General features: G+C 37.9%; 18 protein-coding genes. 13 read left to right on the top strand and 5 right to left on the bottom strand.

Annotated elements, in window-relative coordinates:
• Positions 1-91 precede the first annotated feature (91 nt).
• The gene (gene spxB, locus PAN06_RS03085) at positions 92-1867 is read left to right on the top strand and encodes a pyruvate oxidase (RefSeq protein WP_269795565.1); all 1776 of its coding nucleotides are present in this window, start codon (positions 92-94) and stop codon (positions 1865-1867) included.
• Between the two features lie 39 nt (positions 1868-1906).
• On the opposite strand, the gene PAN06_RS03080 is transcribed toward spxB, so the two are convergent.
• A complete protein-coding gene (locus PAN06_RS03080) occupies positions 1907-3889 on the bottom strand; it encodes an RNA-directed DNA polymerase (protein WP_261087153.1) in 1983 nt (660 codons plus the stop codon).
• 305 nt (positions 3890-4194) lie between these two features.
• Here PAN06_RS03080 and PAN06_RS03075 point away from each other — a divergent pair, with 305 nt between their 5' ends.
• The 3 genes from PAN06_RS03075 to manA all read left to right on the top strand — a co-directional run bounded on the left by PAN06_RS03075 (position 4195) and on the right by manA (position 6950).
• On the top strand, positions 4195-5457 hold the full coding sequence (locus PAN06_RS03075; RefSeq protein ID WP_042750297.1) for an RNA-directed DNA polymerase: 1263 nt from the start codon (positions 4195-4197) through the stop codon (positions 5455-5457).
• A gap of 38 nt (positions 5458-5495) precedes the next feature.
• The gene (locus PAN06_RS03070; RefSeq protein ID WP_042750295.1) at positions 5496-5843 is read left to right on the top strand and encodes a VOC family protein; all 348 of its coding nucleotides are present in this window, start codon (positions 5496-5498) and stop codon (positions 5841-5843) included.
• Positions 5844-6005: 162 nt separating this feature from the next.
• Positions 6006-6950 (top strand): mannose-6-phosphate isomerase, class I, encoded by a 945-nt coding sequence (gene manA / locus PAN06_RS03065; protein ID WP_269795564.1) that lies wholly within the window; start codon positions 6006-6008, stop codon positions 6948-6950.
• A 40-nt stretch (positions 6951-6990) separates the two neighbouring features.
• On the opposite strand, the gene PAN06_RS03060 is transcribed toward manA, so the two are convergent.
• Positions 6991-8331, bottom strand: coding sequence for a sodium-dependent transporter (locus tag PAN06_RS03060; protein WP_004261612.1), 1341 nt, complete (start codon positions 8329-8331; stop codon positions 6991-6993).
• A 340-nt stretch (positions 8332-8671) separates the two neighbouring features.
• On the opposite strand from PAN06_RS03060, the gene PAN06_RS03055 reads away from it, so the two are divergent.
• Positions 8672-9412, top strand: a complete 741-nt coding sequence (locus PAN06_RS03055; protein ID WP_269795563.1) for a MerR family transcriptional regulator — start codon at positions 8672-8674, stop codon at positions 9410-9412.
• 41 nt (positions 9413-9453) lie between these two features.
• On the opposite strand, the gene PAN06_RS03050 is transcribed toward PAN06_RS03055, so the two are convergent.
• The 3 genes from PAN06_RS03050 to PAN06_RS03040 are packed head-to-tail and all read right to left on the bottom strand — an operon-like array spanning position 9454 to position 12100.
• Positions 9454-9975 carry a DUF1697 domain-containing protein gene (locus PAN06_RS03050; RefSeq protein WP_269795562.1) on the bottom strand — a complete coding sequence of 174 codons (522 nt, stop codon included), beginning with the start codon at positions 9973-9975 and terminating at the stop codon, positions 9454-9456.
• A gap of 48 nt (positions 9976-10023) precedes the next feature.
• Positions 10024-11196, bottom strand: coding sequence for an NAD(P)/FAD-dependent oxidoreductase (locus PAN06_RS03045; protein WP_269795561.1), 1173 nt, complete (start codon positions 11194-11196; stop codon positions 10024-10026).
• A gap of 58 nt (positions 11197-11254) precedes the next feature.
• Positions 11255-12100, bottom strand: coding sequence for a DegV family protein (locus tag PAN06_RS03040; protein WP_269795560.1), 846 nt, complete (start codon positions 12098-12100; stop codon positions 11255-11257).
• 124 nt (positions 12101-12224) lie between these two features.
• Here PAN06_RS03040 and PAN06_RS03035 point away from each other — a divergent pair, with 124 nt between their 5' ends.
• The 8 genes from PAN06_RS03035 to PAN06_RS03000 form a co-directional block, all read left to right on the top strand.
• Positions 12225-12782 (top strand): TetR/AcrR family transcriptional regulator, encoded by a 558-nt coding sequence (locus PAN06_RS03035; RefSeq protein WP_261063328.1) that lies wholly within the window; start codon positions 12225-12227, stop codon positions 12780-12782.
• Positions 12783-12800: 18 nt separating this feature from the next.
• A complete protein-coding gene (locus PAN06_RS03030) occupies positions 12801-13268 on the top strand; it encodes a cytidine/deoxycytidylate deaminase family protein (protein ID WP_042750286.1) in 468 nt (155 codons plus the stop codon).
• A gap of 88 nt (positions 13269-13356) precedes the next feature.
• Positions 13357-13986, top strand: coding sequence for a uracil phosphoribosyltransferase (gene upp / locus PAN06_RS03025; protein ID WP_000515974.1), 630 nt, complete (start codon positions 13357-13359; stop codon positions 13984-13986).
• Positions 13987-14158: 172 nt separating this feature from the next.
• The gene (gene clpP, locus PAN06_RS03020) at positions 14159-14749 is read left to right on the top strand and encodes an ATP-dependent Clp protease proteolytic subunit ClpP (RefSeq protein WP_000613465.1); all 591 of its coding nucleotides are present in this window, start codon (positions 14159-14161) and stop codon (positions 14747-14749) included.
• Positions 14750-14827: 78 nt separating this feature from the next.
• Positions 14828-15115, top strand: a complete 288-nt coding sequence (locus PAN06_RS03015) for a YlbG family protein (protein ID WP_000462117.1) — start codon at positions 14828-14830, stop codon at positions 15113-15115.
• 66 nt (positions 15116-15181) lie between these two features.
• On the top strand, positions 15182-16342 hold the full coding sequence (locus tag PAN06_RS03010) for an ABC transporter substrate-binding protein (protein WP_125448116.1): 1161 nt from the start codon (positions 15182-15184) through the stop codon (positions 16340-16342).
• A 116-nt stretch (positions 16343-16458) separates the two neighbouring features.
• Positions 16459-17328, top strand: coding sequence for a branched-chain amino acid ABC transporter permease (locus PAN06_RS03005; RefSeq protein ID WP_033679951.1), 870 nt, complete (start codon positions 16459-16461; stop codon positions 17326-17328).
• Between the two features lie 3 nt (positions 17329-17331).
• A partial coding sequence (locus PAN06_RS03000) for a branched-chain amino acid ABC transporter permease (RefSeq protein WP_269795559.1) occupies positions 17332-18020 on the top strand: 689 nt, incomplete at its 3' end.

Raw genomic sequence — 18020 nt, 5'->3', positions numbered from 1 at the left:
TTAGTAGTGTAAAAATTTACTGAAACGTTTTCAAAAACTATATGAAACCTTTTTTAGTAGATTTAAAAATATTTGAAGGAGAGTTATCATTATGACTCAAGGGAAAATTACTGCATCTGCAGCAATGCTTAACGTATTGAAAACATGGGGCGTAGACACAATCTACGGTATCCCATCAGGAACACTCAGCTCATTGATGGACGCTTTGGCTGAAGATAAAGATATCCGCTTCTTGCAAGTTCGCCACGAAGAAACAGGTGCTCTTGCAGCGGTTATGCAAGCTAAATTCGGTGGCTCAATCGGGGTTGCAGTTGGTTCAGGTGGTCCAGGTGCGACTCACTTGATTAACGGTGTTTACGATGCAGCTATGGATAACACTCCATTCCTAGCAATCCTTGGATCACGTCCAGTTAACGAACTCAACATGGATGCTTTCCAAGAATTGAACCAAAACCCAATGTACAACGGTATCGCTGTATACAACAAACGTGTAGCTTACGCTGAGCAATTGCCAAAAGTTATTGACGAAGCTTGCCGTGCTGCAGTTTCTAAAAAAGGTCCAGCTGTTGTTGAAATCCCAGTAAACTTCGGTTTCCAAGAAATCGACGAAAACTCATACTATGGATCAGGTTCATACGAGCGTTCATTCATCGCTCCTGCTTTGAACGAAGTTGAAATCGACAAAGCTGTTGAAATCTTGAACAATGCTGAACGTCCAGTTATCTATGCTGGTTACGGTGGTGTGAAAGCTGGTGAAGTGATTACTGAATTGTCACGTAAAATCAAAGCACCAATCATCACAACTGGTAAAAACTTTGAAGCTTTCGAATGGAACTATGAAGGTTTGACAGGTTCTGCTTACCGTGTTGGTTGGAAACCAGCCAACGAAGTGGTCTTTGAAGCAGATACAGTTCTTTTCCTTGGTTCAAACTTCCCATTTGCTGAAGTTTACGAAGCATTCAAGAACACTGAAAAATTCATCCAAGTGGATATCGACCCTTACAAACTTGGTAAACGTCATGCCCTAGATGCTTCAATCCTTGGTGATGCAGGTCAAGCAGCTAAAGCAATCCTTGACAAAGTAAACCCAGTTGAGTCTACTCCATGGTGGCGTGCAAACGTTAAGAATAACCAAAACTGGCGTGATTACATGAACAAACTCGAAGGTAAAACTGAGGGTGAATTGCAATTGTATCAAGTTTACAATGCAATCAACAAACATGCTGATCAAGACGCTATCTACTCAATCGACGTAGGTGACACTACTCAAACATCTACTCGTCACCTTCACATGACACCTAAGAACATGTGGCGTACATCTCCACTCTTTGCGACAATGGGTATTGCCCTTCCTGGTGGTATCGCTGCTAAGAAAGACAATCCAGATCGTCAAGTATGGAATATCATGGGTGATGGAGCATTTAACATGTGCTACCCAGACGTTATCACAAACGTTCAATACGACCTTCCAGTTATCAACGTAGTCTTCTCAAATGATAAATATGGCTTTATCAAGGACAAATACGAAGACACAAACAAACACTTGTTTGGTTGTGACTTCACAAACGCTGACTATGCGAAAATCGCTGAAGCACAAGGAGCTGTTGGATTTACAGTAAACCGTATCGAAGATATCGATGCAGTTGTTGCAGAAGCTGTTAAATTGAACAAAGAAGGTAAAACTGTTGTGATCGATGCTCGCATCACTCCACACCGTCCACTTCCAGTAGAAGTACTTGAATTGGATCCAAAACTTCACTCAGAAGAAGCAATCAAAGCATTCAAGGAAAAATACGAAGCAGAAGAACTCGTACCATTCCGTCTCTTCTTGGAAGAAGAAGGATTGCAATCACGCGCAATTAAATAAATCATCTAAAAATTAGCCTGAAATTTTCAGGCTAATTTTTTAATATGTAGATGAGATATTCTCACGTTGTTGGAGTAGTTTGTTAATAACTAGTAGTTCGAAATCATATTTATTAAGGTTCCAGTTGAAATAAGATGACTTGGTGATATTACGAAACAATGGTTTTAGATTACCAGTATTCTCAATTTCTACACTTAGTTGATCTTTTATTTTTTTGTATAGGTCAATATCATTTTTTTTAATAGGTTTATAATGTGAAAAATCATTTAAGAAATAAAAGTAGTTCGCATCAAATAGTGGAGAGTTTCCATTCATAGACTTGGGAGGGGTGGAAATTATACTATCAAGTTTGGAGGAGAGCTTTTTTAGTACAATTTTATATCTAGGATTTAAAAAATTATTTTTTGTATTTTGATCTTGAATGTAGTGAGCTATACTACACAAAGTAAAATAGTCTTTAGAATGAAGTTCAAGGATTTCACACAAAATTTGAGGAGAAAGTTTCTTATTAAAAGTTTCTAAAAATAATATTAGATCTGTTAAATTATTTATATTATGCTTGTTTTGTTTCAGAACTCTATAAATATGTTCGAAGATTTTATTCTCAATATTAAGTATTTCCTCTTGATTCATACTTTCATCCTCTTTTAGATCGTGTAGACCATTTTTTAATCTGAGTAATATTCTAATAAATGCATGGGTAGTATCAAAATCAAGATAAGTTGAATACACGGATGTGATAACTTCCAGCGCAGTATACAAATTTTTAATATATGAATAGGGATTTGCTTTTTTCAGAGAATTTGGGTCAATATAAATTTTTATAGTTTTCAGTACATATAATACAATTTTTCTAGTTGCTTGCTTATTTAGTGTTGTTATACGAGAGATATCGTTGTAAAAGTTTAGCCAGTTAGGGTGTTTTCCGACAATGTATTTAAATTCCTCCCCTTTTTCAATATCTTTGGTAGGGAAATTTAATTCATTAGCTAAATTCTTTCTGTGTAAGTTTAAAATATCGATACTAATTTTAGTATCATTTATTGCAGGGTCTCCAATATAATAAGGGGTTTCGTGTATTTCTGTTTTGGAATCATTTAAAGTGAGGTTATAGTTTTCTAAAGATGTTTTAATAGTTTTTTCTATATTTTCAACTGTTTCTTTTGAGGTTGCAAATATAAAATAATCGTCAACGAATCTGTAGATATCATAATCTGTTTTATATTTTAAGTGGTTTAATTTATTCTGTATGTCGACATCAATAGTTGTTAAAAGTAAATCAGAAATAATCCTATTTAATTCGGGACCTAATAAAATACCATTTGTTTCATTATTATTGCTTTTTTGTAGAAGTTTATCTGTTTTTGAAGCGAAAGTATTAGAGTATATACGTCTACTTAGAGTTTTTCCTATATCTTTTCCACCAACGATTGCCCAGACTATTGAATGAGTGTAAATACTCTTAAAGAAATTCTGAATATCCAGTTTTAAAAAATATCTATACTTATTTCTAGAACGTATAAAAAGAGGATTTTTTAAAATTTCGATTAGTTTATGGTGTTTAGAATATGCGAAATATTTTTTAATATTTTTATCAAGTTCTTCGGTTGTAATAGTAGAGTCTGATTTTTTTATACTATAATCTTGTTCAAGTTTAGATCGCTTCTCATGTATACTTTTACTTCCATTAAAAGTTAATTTGTTTAGTTTTATGGCTTTTCTAATATTAAAATTAGATCTTTTAAGATGATTTAAGATTAGAAACTCAAATTTCATTATATAAATCATTGCTTCTATTTGTGATAGTGGATGTAATAAAGAAAGCGTTCTTGTTGAAGTATTATTTTTGGGAATTTTAAAGTTCAAAGGGATTGTATAAATATCTTTAAAATCGATAATATCTATTTTTTGAAAAATTGTTTCAATATTTTCAGTAATCGGATTATTTGAAAAAAATAGGGGAACTTCTTGAGGGAGTAATTCAGTTTTCAAAAAACATATCTGCCTAAAAAAATTATTCATTTAAAACCTCTTAAAGTATTGATTATTATTTTATTTTATTGTACCATATAATTTGTAGGCATGGAAGTAAGATTAAATATTAAATTATATATCTTGATCTGAATATAGAATCATTCGCTATATTTTGTATCCCAATACACACAAAAGGTCTTAGACATAACCATTTTTGGTTTATTACATGGATAAAGTATGTTCGAGGCATTCGGTTTCATGTGAATATCTATTTTTAAATTAGTAAAGCACAGGATTACCTGTTAGTAAAGCACAGGATAAACCTGTGCTGCCTACTTTTATGGGGGTAATGTATGAATTTAAAATCGAAACTTTTAAAACACAAAAGTAATAGTAGAATTGTTTATTCGGCAAGGGATGGAGAAATCCACAAGGAATTACAAAAAATCAATAAAGAAATTATTAACAAGTATAGTTTAAAGTTACCCAACAGAAATGCAATAATAAGAACTATTATACAATTTTTATCACAAGGGGAAATCAATTTAAAAAGGAAAGAACTATTATTCACACCTTTGGATTTTAAGGTAATTAAGATGGATATAAAAAATTTCTTTCCCTCAATTAATAAGCATATCTTATATAAGAAGATAGTTAAATCTTCTATTTTAAGTGACTCTAGTATAGAGACAATAAAGTCCTTTATATTTTCAAGTGAATATAAAGGGATCCCTTTGGGGCTTTCTTTTTCCAACTCACTATCGGAGTTATATTTAGAGGACTTTGACTCTATTGTACAGTTACAGTGGAATCCGTTGTTATATGTACGTTATGTTGATGATATACTGATAATTGTTAATGATGCAGTTGATGAAGATGAAGTAAAAAACTTTATTAAAGCACAATTGAAAGAGTATCATTTAGAAGTTAATAATGAGAAAACCATTGTTCGAAAAAGCAATTCCAATCATTTTAAGTTTGTCTATTTAGGGTATGAATTCTCTAAATATCAAAAAAGAATCATTAACTCAAAAGGAAAAGAAAAGCCAGAAAATTATCTTGTTATAGATATTTCTGAAAAGAAATTTAAAGCTAAACTTTTAAACAAATTGATTCGATATTTTAAACGATTTAAAAATGACCATGATAAACCAGAATCATTCTGGATTTTATACTACCGTTTAAAAAATCTTATACACGGAGTTTCATCTAAGGGAGACAATAATCAAGTGGTAAAATTTGGACTAAGTTATTCGTATGGCTTGATTAATTCAGAAGTCAGAATGAGGATGTTTTTAAAAATGTATCATCATTTTATCAGATATTATAAGAAAAATAATTATTTGTCCTCAAGACAAGTATATATATTACTTAATATTGTATCGACGGGTAATAAAGTTGTTACTTCTAATTCCTCTAGAGATGATATATTGTCTTTACTTAATAACCGGTATCATTATGAAAAGTTGTCAGTGAAGGTTTTAGAGCAAATTTGTTTACGTATAGGTGTGTCATTTAGTTCACAACAATATACACATGAATATTTAGAATTCAATAAAATCAATTTACAAAAGAAAATTATGAAAAAGCTAAGTTTACGATTTGGGGATGATTAAAGATCGGAGTAACCCGGTCTTTTTCTGGAGGATAGTAAATGAATTTAAATCAATTAGATATCATCGTTTCAAGTATTCCTCAAGTCTGTGCTGACTTGGAGCGTATTTTGGATAAACAGGCAGATTATGTTGACCAAGGCTTTGCTCAGTTCACGATTGGTAGTCACTGCCTCATGTTGTCCCAAAATCATTTGATTCCTTTGGAAGATTTTCAGTCAGGAATCATTCTTCACATCGAGATTGAGGATGTAGATCAGAACTACAAACGGTTAAAAGAGATCGGTGTCGAGATTTTACACGGTATTTGTGAAACGGATTGGGGAACAGAATCCTTATTAGTTAAAGGTCCTGCTGGTCTAGTGATTGATTTTTATCGTATGAAATAGGACATAGTAGAGTTTGATCGTCAACAAAAGTTATAGCATAAGAAGGGATTTATTCACTATTTTTATAAAATCTTCTCCCTACTTTATAAGAACGGAAAAAGAGTTCAATTCGGACTCTTTTTCTGCTATAATGAGGGGAGAAAAATCAGACAGGAGAATAAGATGTCAGAACCATTATTTTTACAATCAGTTATGCAAGAAAAAATCTGGGGTGGAACCAAGCTACGTGATGAGTTTGGCTACGACATCCCAAGTGAAAAAATCGGAGAATACTGGGCCATCTCAGCTCACCCAAATGGTGTCTCTACAGTTGCTAATGGTCGTTTTGAGGGAATAGACCTTGCTACTTTGTATGGGGAACACCGTGAATTGTTTGGCAACCGTCCAGAACCTGTATTTCCACTTTTGACAAAGATTCTGGATGCCAACGATTGGCTCAGTGTCCAAGTGCACCCAGACGATGTTTATGGACTCGAGCATGAAGGCGAACTTGGAAAAACAGAATGTTGGTATATCATCGCAGCAGATGAAGATTCAGAGATTATTTACGGTCACAATGCCAAGTCAAAAGAAGAACTCCGTCAGCAAATAGAGGATAAGAACTGGGATGATTTGTTGACAAAAGTGCCAGTTAAGGCTGGAGATTTCTTCTATGTTCCAAGTGGCACCATGCACGCTATCGGGGCAGGTATCTTAATCCTTGAAACCCAACAATCTAGTGATACCACCTATCGCGTCTATGACTTTGACCGCAAGGACGACAAGGGCAACTTGCGTGAACTTCACCTTGAAAAATCTATCGATGTTTTAAATATTGGAGAGCCTGCCAATAGCTGTCCTGTGACTGTCAAAGCAGATGATTTGCGTTCTACTCTCCTTGTATCCAATGATTTCTTCGCAGTCTACAAGTGGGAAATCGATGGAAAAGTTGACTTCGAAAAGACGGCTGACTACAGCTTATTCAGTGTCTTAGCTGGTCAAGGTCAGCTCACTGTTGATGGTAAAAACTATCCGATCCAAAAAGGCAGCCACTTTATCCTACCAAGTGATGTTGAAGCTTGGACTCTGGAAGGACAAGGTTTGGAATTAATTGTTAGCCATCCATAAAAAAGAAAGGGCCTGAGTTTATTACTCAAGTCCTTTTTGATTACATAAATTGGGCGATAAAGACCACGATGATGATGATTGGAATGACGAAACGAAGAAGGAAAAGCCAGACTTGGAACAGTCCCTGTTTCCATGTTCTTTCATCGAGATGGAGTTCCTCCATAGCAAGAGCCTTTTTAAAGATATAGCCTGTAAAAAGTGAAAGGCAGAGAGCTCCAAATGGCATGAGGAGATTGGAAACCAAGAAGTCCATAGCGTCAAAGAAGGTCTTCCCAAAGATGTGAACATCCGCCATGACACCGTAAGATAGGGCTGAAGGAATGCCAAAGACGAAGGTCAAGATTCCTAAAATGGCACTCCATTTGGCACGTTTGCTGTTGTCCTGGTTGGTGATATTACCCACATTGATTTCCAGCATAACGACGGAAGAAGTGACCGTCGCAAAGAGGAAGAGCAAGAGGAAGAGGATGTAGAAAATGGTTCCAAAAGGCATCTTGTCAAAGAGTTGAGGCAAGACGATAAAGAGCAAGCTCGGTCCCCCTTCAGATTGGATATTGAAGGCTGACATAGCTGGGAAAATGGCGAGACCTGCCATGATGGATACCGAGATATTCATGGCTACGATGGAGATTCCTGATTGGACCAGATTGGTTTTCTTGTCCAAGTAAGAAGCATAGGTCAGCATGGCTGTAACCCCTAGTGAGAGGGCAAAGAAAGATTGTCCCAGAGCATAGAGGAGACCAGCACTTGTCAGCTTAGAGAAGTCTGGTTTTAGGAAGTAAAGAACCCCTTCCATGGCATTTGGCAAGCTGAGAGAGCGTCCGATGATGACGACAAAGATGATAAAGAGCAGAGGCATCATGACTTTCGAAGCTCTTTCGATCCCTTTTTGGACCCCACGTGATACAATAAAGATATTGAATAAGATAAAGGCAGCTTGAGCTCCTAGTGCAATGGTTGGATTTGAAATGATTGAAGTAAATAGTTGCGCGTAATCACCCGTTCCACCAAGTTGGAACAATTTTCCAAACTCAATGCCTAGATAGACTAAAATCCAGCCGCCAATAACACTGTAGAAAGATAAGAGGATAAAGAGGGCAAAGGCACCAATCCAACCGATAAAGTTGTATTTGCTATTCTTTCCTAGTTTTCCAAAGGTTTTAATCCCAGAGACACCAGCGCTTCGGCCGAGAGCAAATTCAGCCAGCAAAAGGGGGAAACCAATTAAAATAGTGGAGATGAGAAAGACCAGTAAAAAGCCTCCTCCGCCATTAGCAGCAGTCATATAGGGGAATTTCCAAACTGCTCCAAGTCCGATGGCTGAACCAGCAGATGCTAGGATAAAGCCCAGTTTAGAACCCCATTGCGATTTTTCAGACATAGTTAAACTCCTAAAATTAATGTTACAAAAGAAAAAGCTACTGCCCTTGGCAAATAGCCGCACAAGTACTCAAGATAAGCCTTTCTTTTGCTTGATAGACTTGACTATCCTATCATGTTTTCTAAGGTCTGTCAAGAAAACCATTTTCATGTTATGATGAAGTAAAAAATTTCGCAAAAACGCTTGACTCTGACCTAAGGGGAGGGGTTATACTATCAATGTAATACTCTTCGAAAATCAAATTCAAACCACGTCAGCGTCGCCTTACCGTACTCAAGTACAGCCTGCGGCTAGCTTCCTAGTTTGCTCTTTGATTTTCATTGAGTATAAGGAGGAAATCATGTACCATATAAAAGAAGCTGCGCAGCTTTCAGGTGTCTCTGTCAAGACCCTGCACCACTACGACAAGATAGGACTTTTGGTTCCTTTAAAATCGGAAAACGGCTATCGAACCTACAGTCAGGAGGATTTGGAACGCCTTCAGGTTATTCTTTATTACAAATATCTAGGTTTTTCTTTAGAAAAAATAGCAGAGCTATTAAAGGAAGAAAGGGCAGATTTATTGCCCCATCTGACCAAGCAGTTGGACTATTTGACTCGAGAAAGGGAACATCTGGATACCTTGATTTCCACCTTGCAAAAAACCATTCAAGAACAAAAAGGAGAAAGAGAAATGAGCATTCAAGAGAAATTTGCTGGATTTAACTACAAAGACCATCAAAAATACCACCAAGAGGCGGTAGAGAAATATGGACAAGAAGTCATGGACCAAGCGCTGGAACGCCAAAAAGGTCACGAAGACGAAGCTACGGCTGCCTTCAATCAAGTCTTTCGAGCCTTGGCACAAAATCTTCAAGCTGGTTTGCCTGCAACAGCAACTGAAAACCAAGAGCAAGCAGCCAAGCTCTTGCAAGCCATCCGTACTTATGGATTTGATTGTACTATTGAAGTATTCGGTTATATCGGTAAAGGCTACGTTTATAACCCAGAGTTTAAGGAAAACATTGACAAATTTGGACCTGGAACAGCCCAGTACACATCAGATGTGATTGCTCATTATGTCCAAACTCAGACAAAATAAAATCGGAGGAGTATTCTTCCGATTTTTACTAAATTCAAGCACTACTTGCTTAATAATTTTTCTACTACATTTAGTTTTCGCATGGTCAAATCTACATTAAAAAGCTTTTCAAGATAGTTGGTACTGAGCTTTTTTCGTTTTGCAGTTCTAGGGAGATAGAGGTAAAGACAATGGTTACCGATACAAATTTCTTCTTCACCGTAATCAATTTTCAATTTGTCTAAAGGGAGGCTTTGAATAGATTCTTGATAAAAAATCACGTGTATACGGTCATAAAGATAGTGTTCTCCAAAAGGGTTTCCTTGGACAATTTTTTTAAAATCACTTTTGTTCTTGATTACCATTTTTAAGTCAGCACCAATATTTTCATTTATTAGAGTATGAACACGTTCTCGTATTTTTTCTAAATCTAAGTCACTTTCAAGAATGATATTCCCACTTTGAATATAGGTTCGAACTTGTTGAAAACCGGCTTCTGTTAAGATATCTACTAGATAAGACATTTTAGGGATAGCATTTTTTCCATTAGGAGTCACTCCCCTTAGCAAGATAATATGTTCCAAAGGACTTCCTTTCTTTTGGGGCGGATTGTTCCATTTAGTAATGTATATTTAGATTGGGTTTGATCCCGCCACCCAGCCAGTACAGAGGGCAGAAGTGATGTTAAAGCCACCTGTGTGGGCATTGATATCCATGACCTCGCCAGCAAAGTGGAGTCCAGGTACCAGCTTACTTTCTAGAGTTTTGGGATTGATTTCCTTGAGACTGACGCCCCCTTTGGTAACAAAGGACTTGGAAAGGGACATTTTGCCAGTCACAGGGATTTTGAGAGCCTTGATAGACTGGAGAAGTTGTTCACGTTCCTTTTCAGTCAGTTGTTTGACTTTTTCAGGATAGCCTTGCACAAAAAATTCTGCCAAGCGTTCTGGGAGCAAGGTTTTTAAAGCGTTTTTCAAGGATTTTTCCCGATTTTCTTCTAGGAATGCAGCCAAGTCCTTCTCAGAAAGTTGAGGGAAAACATCCAGTGAGAGAACCTCCCCACCCTTGACAAAGCTAGACATACGCAGAGCAGCAGGGCCAGACAAACCAAAGTGGGTAAAAAGCAGATCGTGCGTTATGACATGTTTTCCATAGCTTAAGGTCACATCGTCTAGTGAAATCCCTTGTAAGGCCTTATGTGGAAAATCCGTCAATAATGGACTTTCAGCAGCCTCAAGTTCGGTAATGGTGTGTTTAAAATGACGGGCAATCTCATGTCCAAAACCAGTCGAACCAGTAGAAGGATAAGATTTACCACCAGTTGTGACAATGAGTTTCTCACAAGTGAAGGTTTGGTCAGCTGATTTAAGGACAAACTGGTTGTCGTTTTTTTTAACCGAAACAATTTCTGTTTGAGTAGCAACTTGCCCACCTAGCTCAGTGATTTTCTTTTCCAAAGCCTCGATTATGGTTCGCGATTTGTCGCTGGCCGGAAAGACACGGCCGTGGTCTTCGACCTTAAGTTTAACACCATTTTCTGTAAAAAAGTTAATGATATCATGGTTATTAAACTGGGAGAAGACACTGTAGAGAAAGCGCCCATTTCCAGGGATTCCAGCTAGTAGGTCATCTAGAGTTCCATTGTTGGTGACATTGCAACGTCCCCCACCAGTACCAGCTAATTTTTTTCCAAGTTTCCGATTTTTTTCGATGAGGAGGGTTTTCTGACCATAAAAGCTACTGGAAATCGTAGCCATCATGCCAGCAGGACCTCCACCGATGACGATAGTATCAAAATGTTTCATAGCTCTATTGTACCACAAAAAAACAAGAGATGATGGTCACCTCTTGTCAAGAATGCAATTAATCAATTTCATATCCCATCAGCAAACCGCCATCTTCTGCATAGAAACTGCAGAGGCCAGAGGTTGGGAGAATTTTAATATCCGCCTGTGGGAAATTTTCACGAATTCGCTCTGAAAGCTGTTGGCAACATTTCTCGTTATTGCGTTGGGCCATGACAATACGGCCACCAGCATATCCAGCTTTAATGATTTCATCATAGGCAGCTTGAACTGATTTCTTTGAACCTCGTGCTTTTTGTAGCAATTCAAGGGTTCCAGTTTCACTAGCTTCTCCGACCATACGGATATTTAGAAGGCCAACGACCGTACCGATAAGCTTGCTCAAACGGCCGTTCTTCACTAAGTTATCGACTTTGGCTAGGACAAAGAGCAACTTGGTTTTTTCTTGATAGGCAGTGATAGCTTCAACCACTTCTTCAAAAGATAAGCCCTGGTCAATCAAGTCATTCAATTTTTCTACGAGCAAGTCAACTTCCCCGCCAGCAGACAAGCTATCAATTACATGAATCTTAGTGTCAGGATGGTCTTCTAGATAAATATTCTTAGCTAGTTGAGCACTATTGTGACTGCCAGAAAGAGTACCAGTGATGGTTACTAGAAAAATGTTTTTGGCTCCTTCAAATGCTCGCAAATAATCATCTGGGCTTGGACAAGCTGATTTTGAAGCTTCTGCGGTTGCATACATGGTTTCCATCATTTGGTCAATATCGAGACTATCATCATCAACAAAGATTTGATCAGCTACTTGAATGGTTAAGGGGACACTTACAAAGGTTGTATCGATAGCTGGTTTTGCCAGTTGACGATAATCACAACCAGAGTCAGCAATAATCTTCCAAGTCATAGAAATTCTCCATCTTTGTCAGTTATACATTGACAAAGGTTCTGTCTTTTTTTACAATTATATCATGAAAACCCTTGAAACAAAAGCCTCATCCGTCTGTTGTGACAAGTAGAAAGAAAATGTTATGTCTGAACGTAGAATCTCTGAAAACTCTCTTGAAAATCTCAGAAAATCAAATCAAGAATCAAATCTATTAACCAGAGAAGCCATTGAAACAGCCCTCTTGCAACTCTTGGAAAAAAAGGACCTGACCAAGATTAGTATTTCTGAATTGGTCAAACGTGCAGGCGTTTCGCGTGCGGCCTTTTATCGCAATTATGATTCCAAAGAGGAGATTTTAGAAAGCGTCTTTAAACGAACTGTCCACAATATTATGGAACAGCTGCATCATTACGATTTAAAGACAGACCTCTATTTGGTCTGGGTTCACCTTTTCCGGGAGGCCAGAAAGGAAGCCAGAGTGATTCAACTTGCCTTAGATTACCATCTGGAAAAAATCTTTGTCCAAGCCATGCAGGAATTTTTAGAAAAATACCATGGAAAATCAAAAGGTGTCAGCTCTTATCTTCATTCCTTCTGGAGTTCAGCCATCGTCTCAGTCCTTTTAAAATGGATTAAGGATGGCATGAAGGTACCAGCTGAAAAGATTGCGGATTTACGGTTACCATTTTTTAAAAAATAGAGAAAAAGGAGAAGAGATATGACTGAAAAAAGACTGGCCTGGGATGAGTATTTTGCAGCCCAAGCCTTACTAATTGCCAATCGTTCCACTTGTAAACGTGCCAAAGTTGGCGCGATTCTGGTTAAGGATAATAAGGTGATTTCCACTGGTTACAATGGTTCGGTGTCAGGAACCGAGCATTGTATTGATCACGAATGTCTGGTCATTGAAGGACACTGTGTTCGTACCCTTCACGCCGAGGTTAATGCTATCCTTCAAGGTGCTGAACGTGGTGTTCCTAAAGGTTTTACAGCCTATGTAACCCACTTTCCATGTCTAAACTGTACAAAACAATTGCTTCAGGTTGGTTGTAAGCGCGTGGTTTATATCAACCAGTACCGAATGGACGACTACGCCCAATACCTTTATCAAGAAAAAGGGACAGAATTGACCCATTTACCACTTGAGACAGTACAGATAGCTCTTAAAGAGGCAGATTTAATGTAAAAATTATCAAAAATAAATGGTTTAGAAAGATTTTTAAACCGTTTTTTGGTATAATAAGAAGAATAAATTGAAAGAAGGAACTCCAAAAATGGGAAAAATTGAAGTTATTAATCATCCACTGATTCAACACAAATTGTCAATCTTGCGTCGTACAGATACTTCTACAAAAGCTTTCCGTGAGCTAGTAGATGAGATTGCAATGTTGATGGGGTATGAAGTACTTCGTGATCTTCCACTAGAAGATGTGGAAATCGAAACACCAATCACAAAAACAGTTCAAAAACAATTGGCAGGTAAGAAATTGGCCATCGTTCCAATCTTGCGTGCAGGTATCGGGATGGTTGATGGGCTCTTGAGCTTGGTTCCAGCTGCTAAAGTTGGTCACATCGGTATGTACCGTGATGAAGAAACGCTTCAACCAGTTGAGTACTTGGTGAAATTGCCTGAAGATATTGACCAACGTCAAATTTTTGTAGTAGACCCAATGTTGGCAACAGGTGGCTCAGCAATCTTGGCTGTTGATTCTCTTAAAAAACGTGGCGCATCAAATATCAAATTTGTCTGCCTTGTATCAGCACCAGAAGGTGTAAAAGCTCTTCAAGAAGCTCATCCAGATGTAGAAATCTTTACAGCAGCCTTGGATGAACGTTTGAACGAACACGGTTATATCGTTCCAGGTCTTGGAGATGCTGGAGACCGCTTGTTCGGTACAAAATAAAATTAAAAAGAGATTGACTTGGAAAAGAAGTTCCAGTCGTGAAAGGAGGTTGAATTTTTGTTTCTGTCTAATGAAAACAGAGCAAAAATTTGACCTTTTTTGACCAAGATATTATAATAGTCTTATCTTCAGTCATTTGACCAACAAAATTAAAACTCAAAAGGAGAAATAAATGATTCCTGTAGTTATTGAACAAACAAGCCGTGGAGAACGTTCATACGATATTTACTCACGTCTTCTCAAAGACCGCATCATTATGCTGACAGGCCCAGTTGAAGACAACATGGCTAACTCTGTTATTGCTCAATTGCTTTTCTTGGATGCTCAAGATAGTACAAAAGATATTTACCTTTATGTCAATACACCTGGTGGTTCTGTTTCAGCTGGTTTGGCAATCGTTGATACCATGAACTTTATTAAGGCAGATGTCCAAACCATCGTTATGGGAATGGCCGCATCTATGGGGACGGTCATTGCATCAAGTGGAGCAAAAGGCAAACGTTTCATGCTTCCAAATGCAGAGTATATGATCCACCAACCAATGGGTGGTACAGGTGGTGGTACCCAACAAACTGATATGGCTATTGCTGCAGAACATTTGCTTAAAACTCGTAAAACCTTGGAAAAAATCTTGGCTGAAAATTCAGGTCAGTCAATCGAAAAAGTTCACGCAGATGCAGAACGTGATAACTGGATGAGTGCTCAAGAAACACTTGAATATGGCTTTATTGATGAAATCATGGCCAACAATTCATTGAATTAATGATGATAGAAGGCAAACTCGACTGGGTTTGCTTTTTTTGGTATAATAGGGAGAGATTTCTTAGAAAGAGGATTTACCATGTTTGAAAAAGTTAATCGATCTGGCTTGATTATCTATCTTTACTATAATCGTGATGCCAAAAAACTGCAGGATTATGGAGATATTACCTATCATTCCAAGAAACATCGCTACTTGCAACTCTATGTTCCAACAGAGAATCTAGAGAGCATAGTTGAGAGATTAGGTAAGGAAAGATTTATCAAAAAAGTTAGAGCTTGTCACATTCAAGAGTTGGAGACGCCATTTGTTGGGAATCTCTATCGAGAGGAAAACGTTATCATCGAAAAAGTTCAAGAAAAGTGTTGACAATTTTCTGATAATTCGGTATATTCTTAACATGCTATTTATTTAAGAAATAAGGAGACAAAAAATATGAAGAAAAAATTTGCCCTATCGTTTGTGGCGCTTGCAAGTGTAGCACTTCTTGCAGCCTGTGGAGAAGTGAAGTCTGGAGTGTCAAATGCTGCTGGTAACTCAGTAGATGAAAAGACAATCAAAATCGGATTTAACTTTGAAGAAACTGGTGCTGTAGCAGCCTACGGAACATCTGAACAAAAAGGTGCCCAACTTGCTGTTGATGAAATCAATGCCGCAGGTGGTATCGATGGAAAACAAATCGAAGTAGTTGATAAAGATAACAAGTCTGAAACAGCTGAGGCGGCTTCAGTAACAACTAACCTTGTAACCCAATCTAAAGTATCAGCAATCGTAGGACCTGCGACATCAGGTGCAACTGCAGCTGCGGTAGCTAACGCTACAAAAGCAGGTGTTCCATTGATTTCGCCAAGTGCGACTCAAGATGGATTGACTAAAGGTCAAGATTACCTCTTTATCGGAACATTCCAAGATAGCTTCCAAGGAAAAATTATCTCAAACTATGTTACTGAAAAATTAAACGCTAAGAAAGTTGTTCTATACACTGACAACGCCAGCGACTATGCTAAAGGGATTGCCAAAGCCTTCCGTGAAGCTTACAAAGGTGAAATCGTTGCAGATGAAACTTTCGTAGCAGGTGACACAGACTTTCAAGCAGCCCTTACAAAAATGAAAGGGAAAGACTTTGATGCTATCATCGTCCCTGGTTACTACACTGAAGCTGGTAAAATTGTAAACCAAGCGCGTGGTATGGGAATTGACAAACCAATCGTTGGTGGTGATGGATTCAACGGTGAAGAGTTTGTACAACAAGCAACTCCTGAAAAAGCATCAAACATCTACTTTATCTCAGGCTTCTCAACTACTGTAGAAGTTTCTGCTAAAGCAAAAGCCTTCCTTGAGGCTTACCGTGCTAAGTACAATGAAGAGCCTTCAACATTTGCAGCTTTGGCTTATGACTCAGTTCACCTTGTAGCAAACGCAGCAAAAGGTGCTAAAAACTCAGGTGAAATCAAGGATAACCTTGCTAAAACAAAAGATTTTGAAGGTGTAACTGGTCAAACAAGCTTCGATGCGGACCACAACACAGTCAAAACAGCTTACATGATGACCATGAATAATGGTAAGGTTGAAGCAGCAGAAGTTGTAAAACCATAATAGAAAAATGTTGAAATAGGGAATGAGCCTCTGACTCACTCCCTGTTTCGATGTTTAAGAACCTATCAAAAAGTGAGGGGAAACCCTCGAAATTATATATAGAAAGAGTGAATTTTATGCTCCAACAACTAGTAAATGGTTTGATTCTAGGTAGTGTTTATGCGCTGTTAGCCCTAGGGTATACCATGGTTTACGGAATTATCAAGCTCATCAACTTCGCACACGGTGATATTTATATGATGGGAGCCTTTATCGGTTATTTCTTGATTAATTCTTTCCAAATGAATTTCTTTGTAGCGCTTATTGTAGCTATGATAGCGACAGCCATCCTTGGTGTCGTGATTGAGTTTCTTGCTTACCGACCTTTGCGCCACTCTACTCGTATTGCTGTTTTGATTACGGCTATTGGGGTGTCTTTCCTATTGGAGTATGGCATGGTCTATCTGGTTGGTGCCAATACCCGTGCCTTCCCTCAAGCGATTCAAACAGTTCGCTATGATTTGGGACCAGTTAGCCTAACAAACGTGCAGTTAATGATTTTGGCCATTTCCTTGATTTTGATGATTTTGTTACAAGTCATTGTCCAAAAAACAAAGATGGGAAAAGCCATGCGTGCAGTATCCGTAGATAGCGATGCGGCGCAATTAATGGGGATTAATGTAAACCGTACTATCAGCTTTACCTTCGCTTTAGGTTCAGCTCTTGCGGGTGCGGCTGGTGTTCTGATTGCCCTTTATTATAACTCTCTTGAACCTTTGATGGGGGTTACTCCAGGACTTAAATCTTTCGTTGCCGCGGTACTTGGTGGTATTGGAATTATTCCTGGTGCAGCTCTTGGTGGCTTTGTGATTGGTCTATTAGAAACCTTTGCGACAGCCTTTGGGATGTCAGACTTCCGAGATGCCATTGTTTATGGAATCTTGTTGTTGATCTTGATTGTCCGCCCAGCTGGTATCCTTGGTAAAAATGTGAAAGAGAAGGTGTAAACGATGAAGGAAAATTTAAAAGTTAATATTCTATGGTTACTCCTTTTGTTAGCTGGCTATGGCTTGATTAGTGTATTGGTTTCAGTCGGAGTACTCAATCTATTCTATGTACAGATTTTACAACAAATTGGAATTAATATTATTCTGGCTGTTGGTCTCAACTTAATCGTTGGTTTTTCAGGCCAATTTTCACTTGGTCATGCTGGTTTCATGGCGATTGGTGCCTATGCAGCAGCTATTATTGGTTCTAAATCACCAACCTACGGTGCCTTCTTTGGAGCTATGATTGTAGGTGCTTTACTTTCAGGAGCAGTTGCCTTACTTGTCGGGATTCCAACCTTGCGCTTGAAGGGGGACTATCTTGCGGTAGCAACTCTCGGTGTTTCTGAAATTATCCGTATCTTTATCATCAATGGTGGAAGCCTTACAAATGGTGCAGCAGGTATCTTGGGAATTCCTAACTTTACAACTTGGCAAATGGTTTACTTTTTTGTCGTGATTACAACCATTGCAACCTTGAACTTTTTGCGTAGTCCAATTGGTCGTTCAACTCTCTCTGTTCGTGAGGATGAAATCGCTGCTGAGTCAGTTGGGGTTAATACGACTAAGATTAAAATCATCGCTTTTGTCTTTGGTGCTATTACTGCAAGTATTGCAGGGTCACTTCAGGCAGGATTTATCGGTTCAGTTGT

The sequence above is a fragment of the Streptococcus sp. SM3 genome (assembly GCF_027497875.1).
This window is presented reverse-complemented; position numbering and strand designations above follow the sequence as displayed.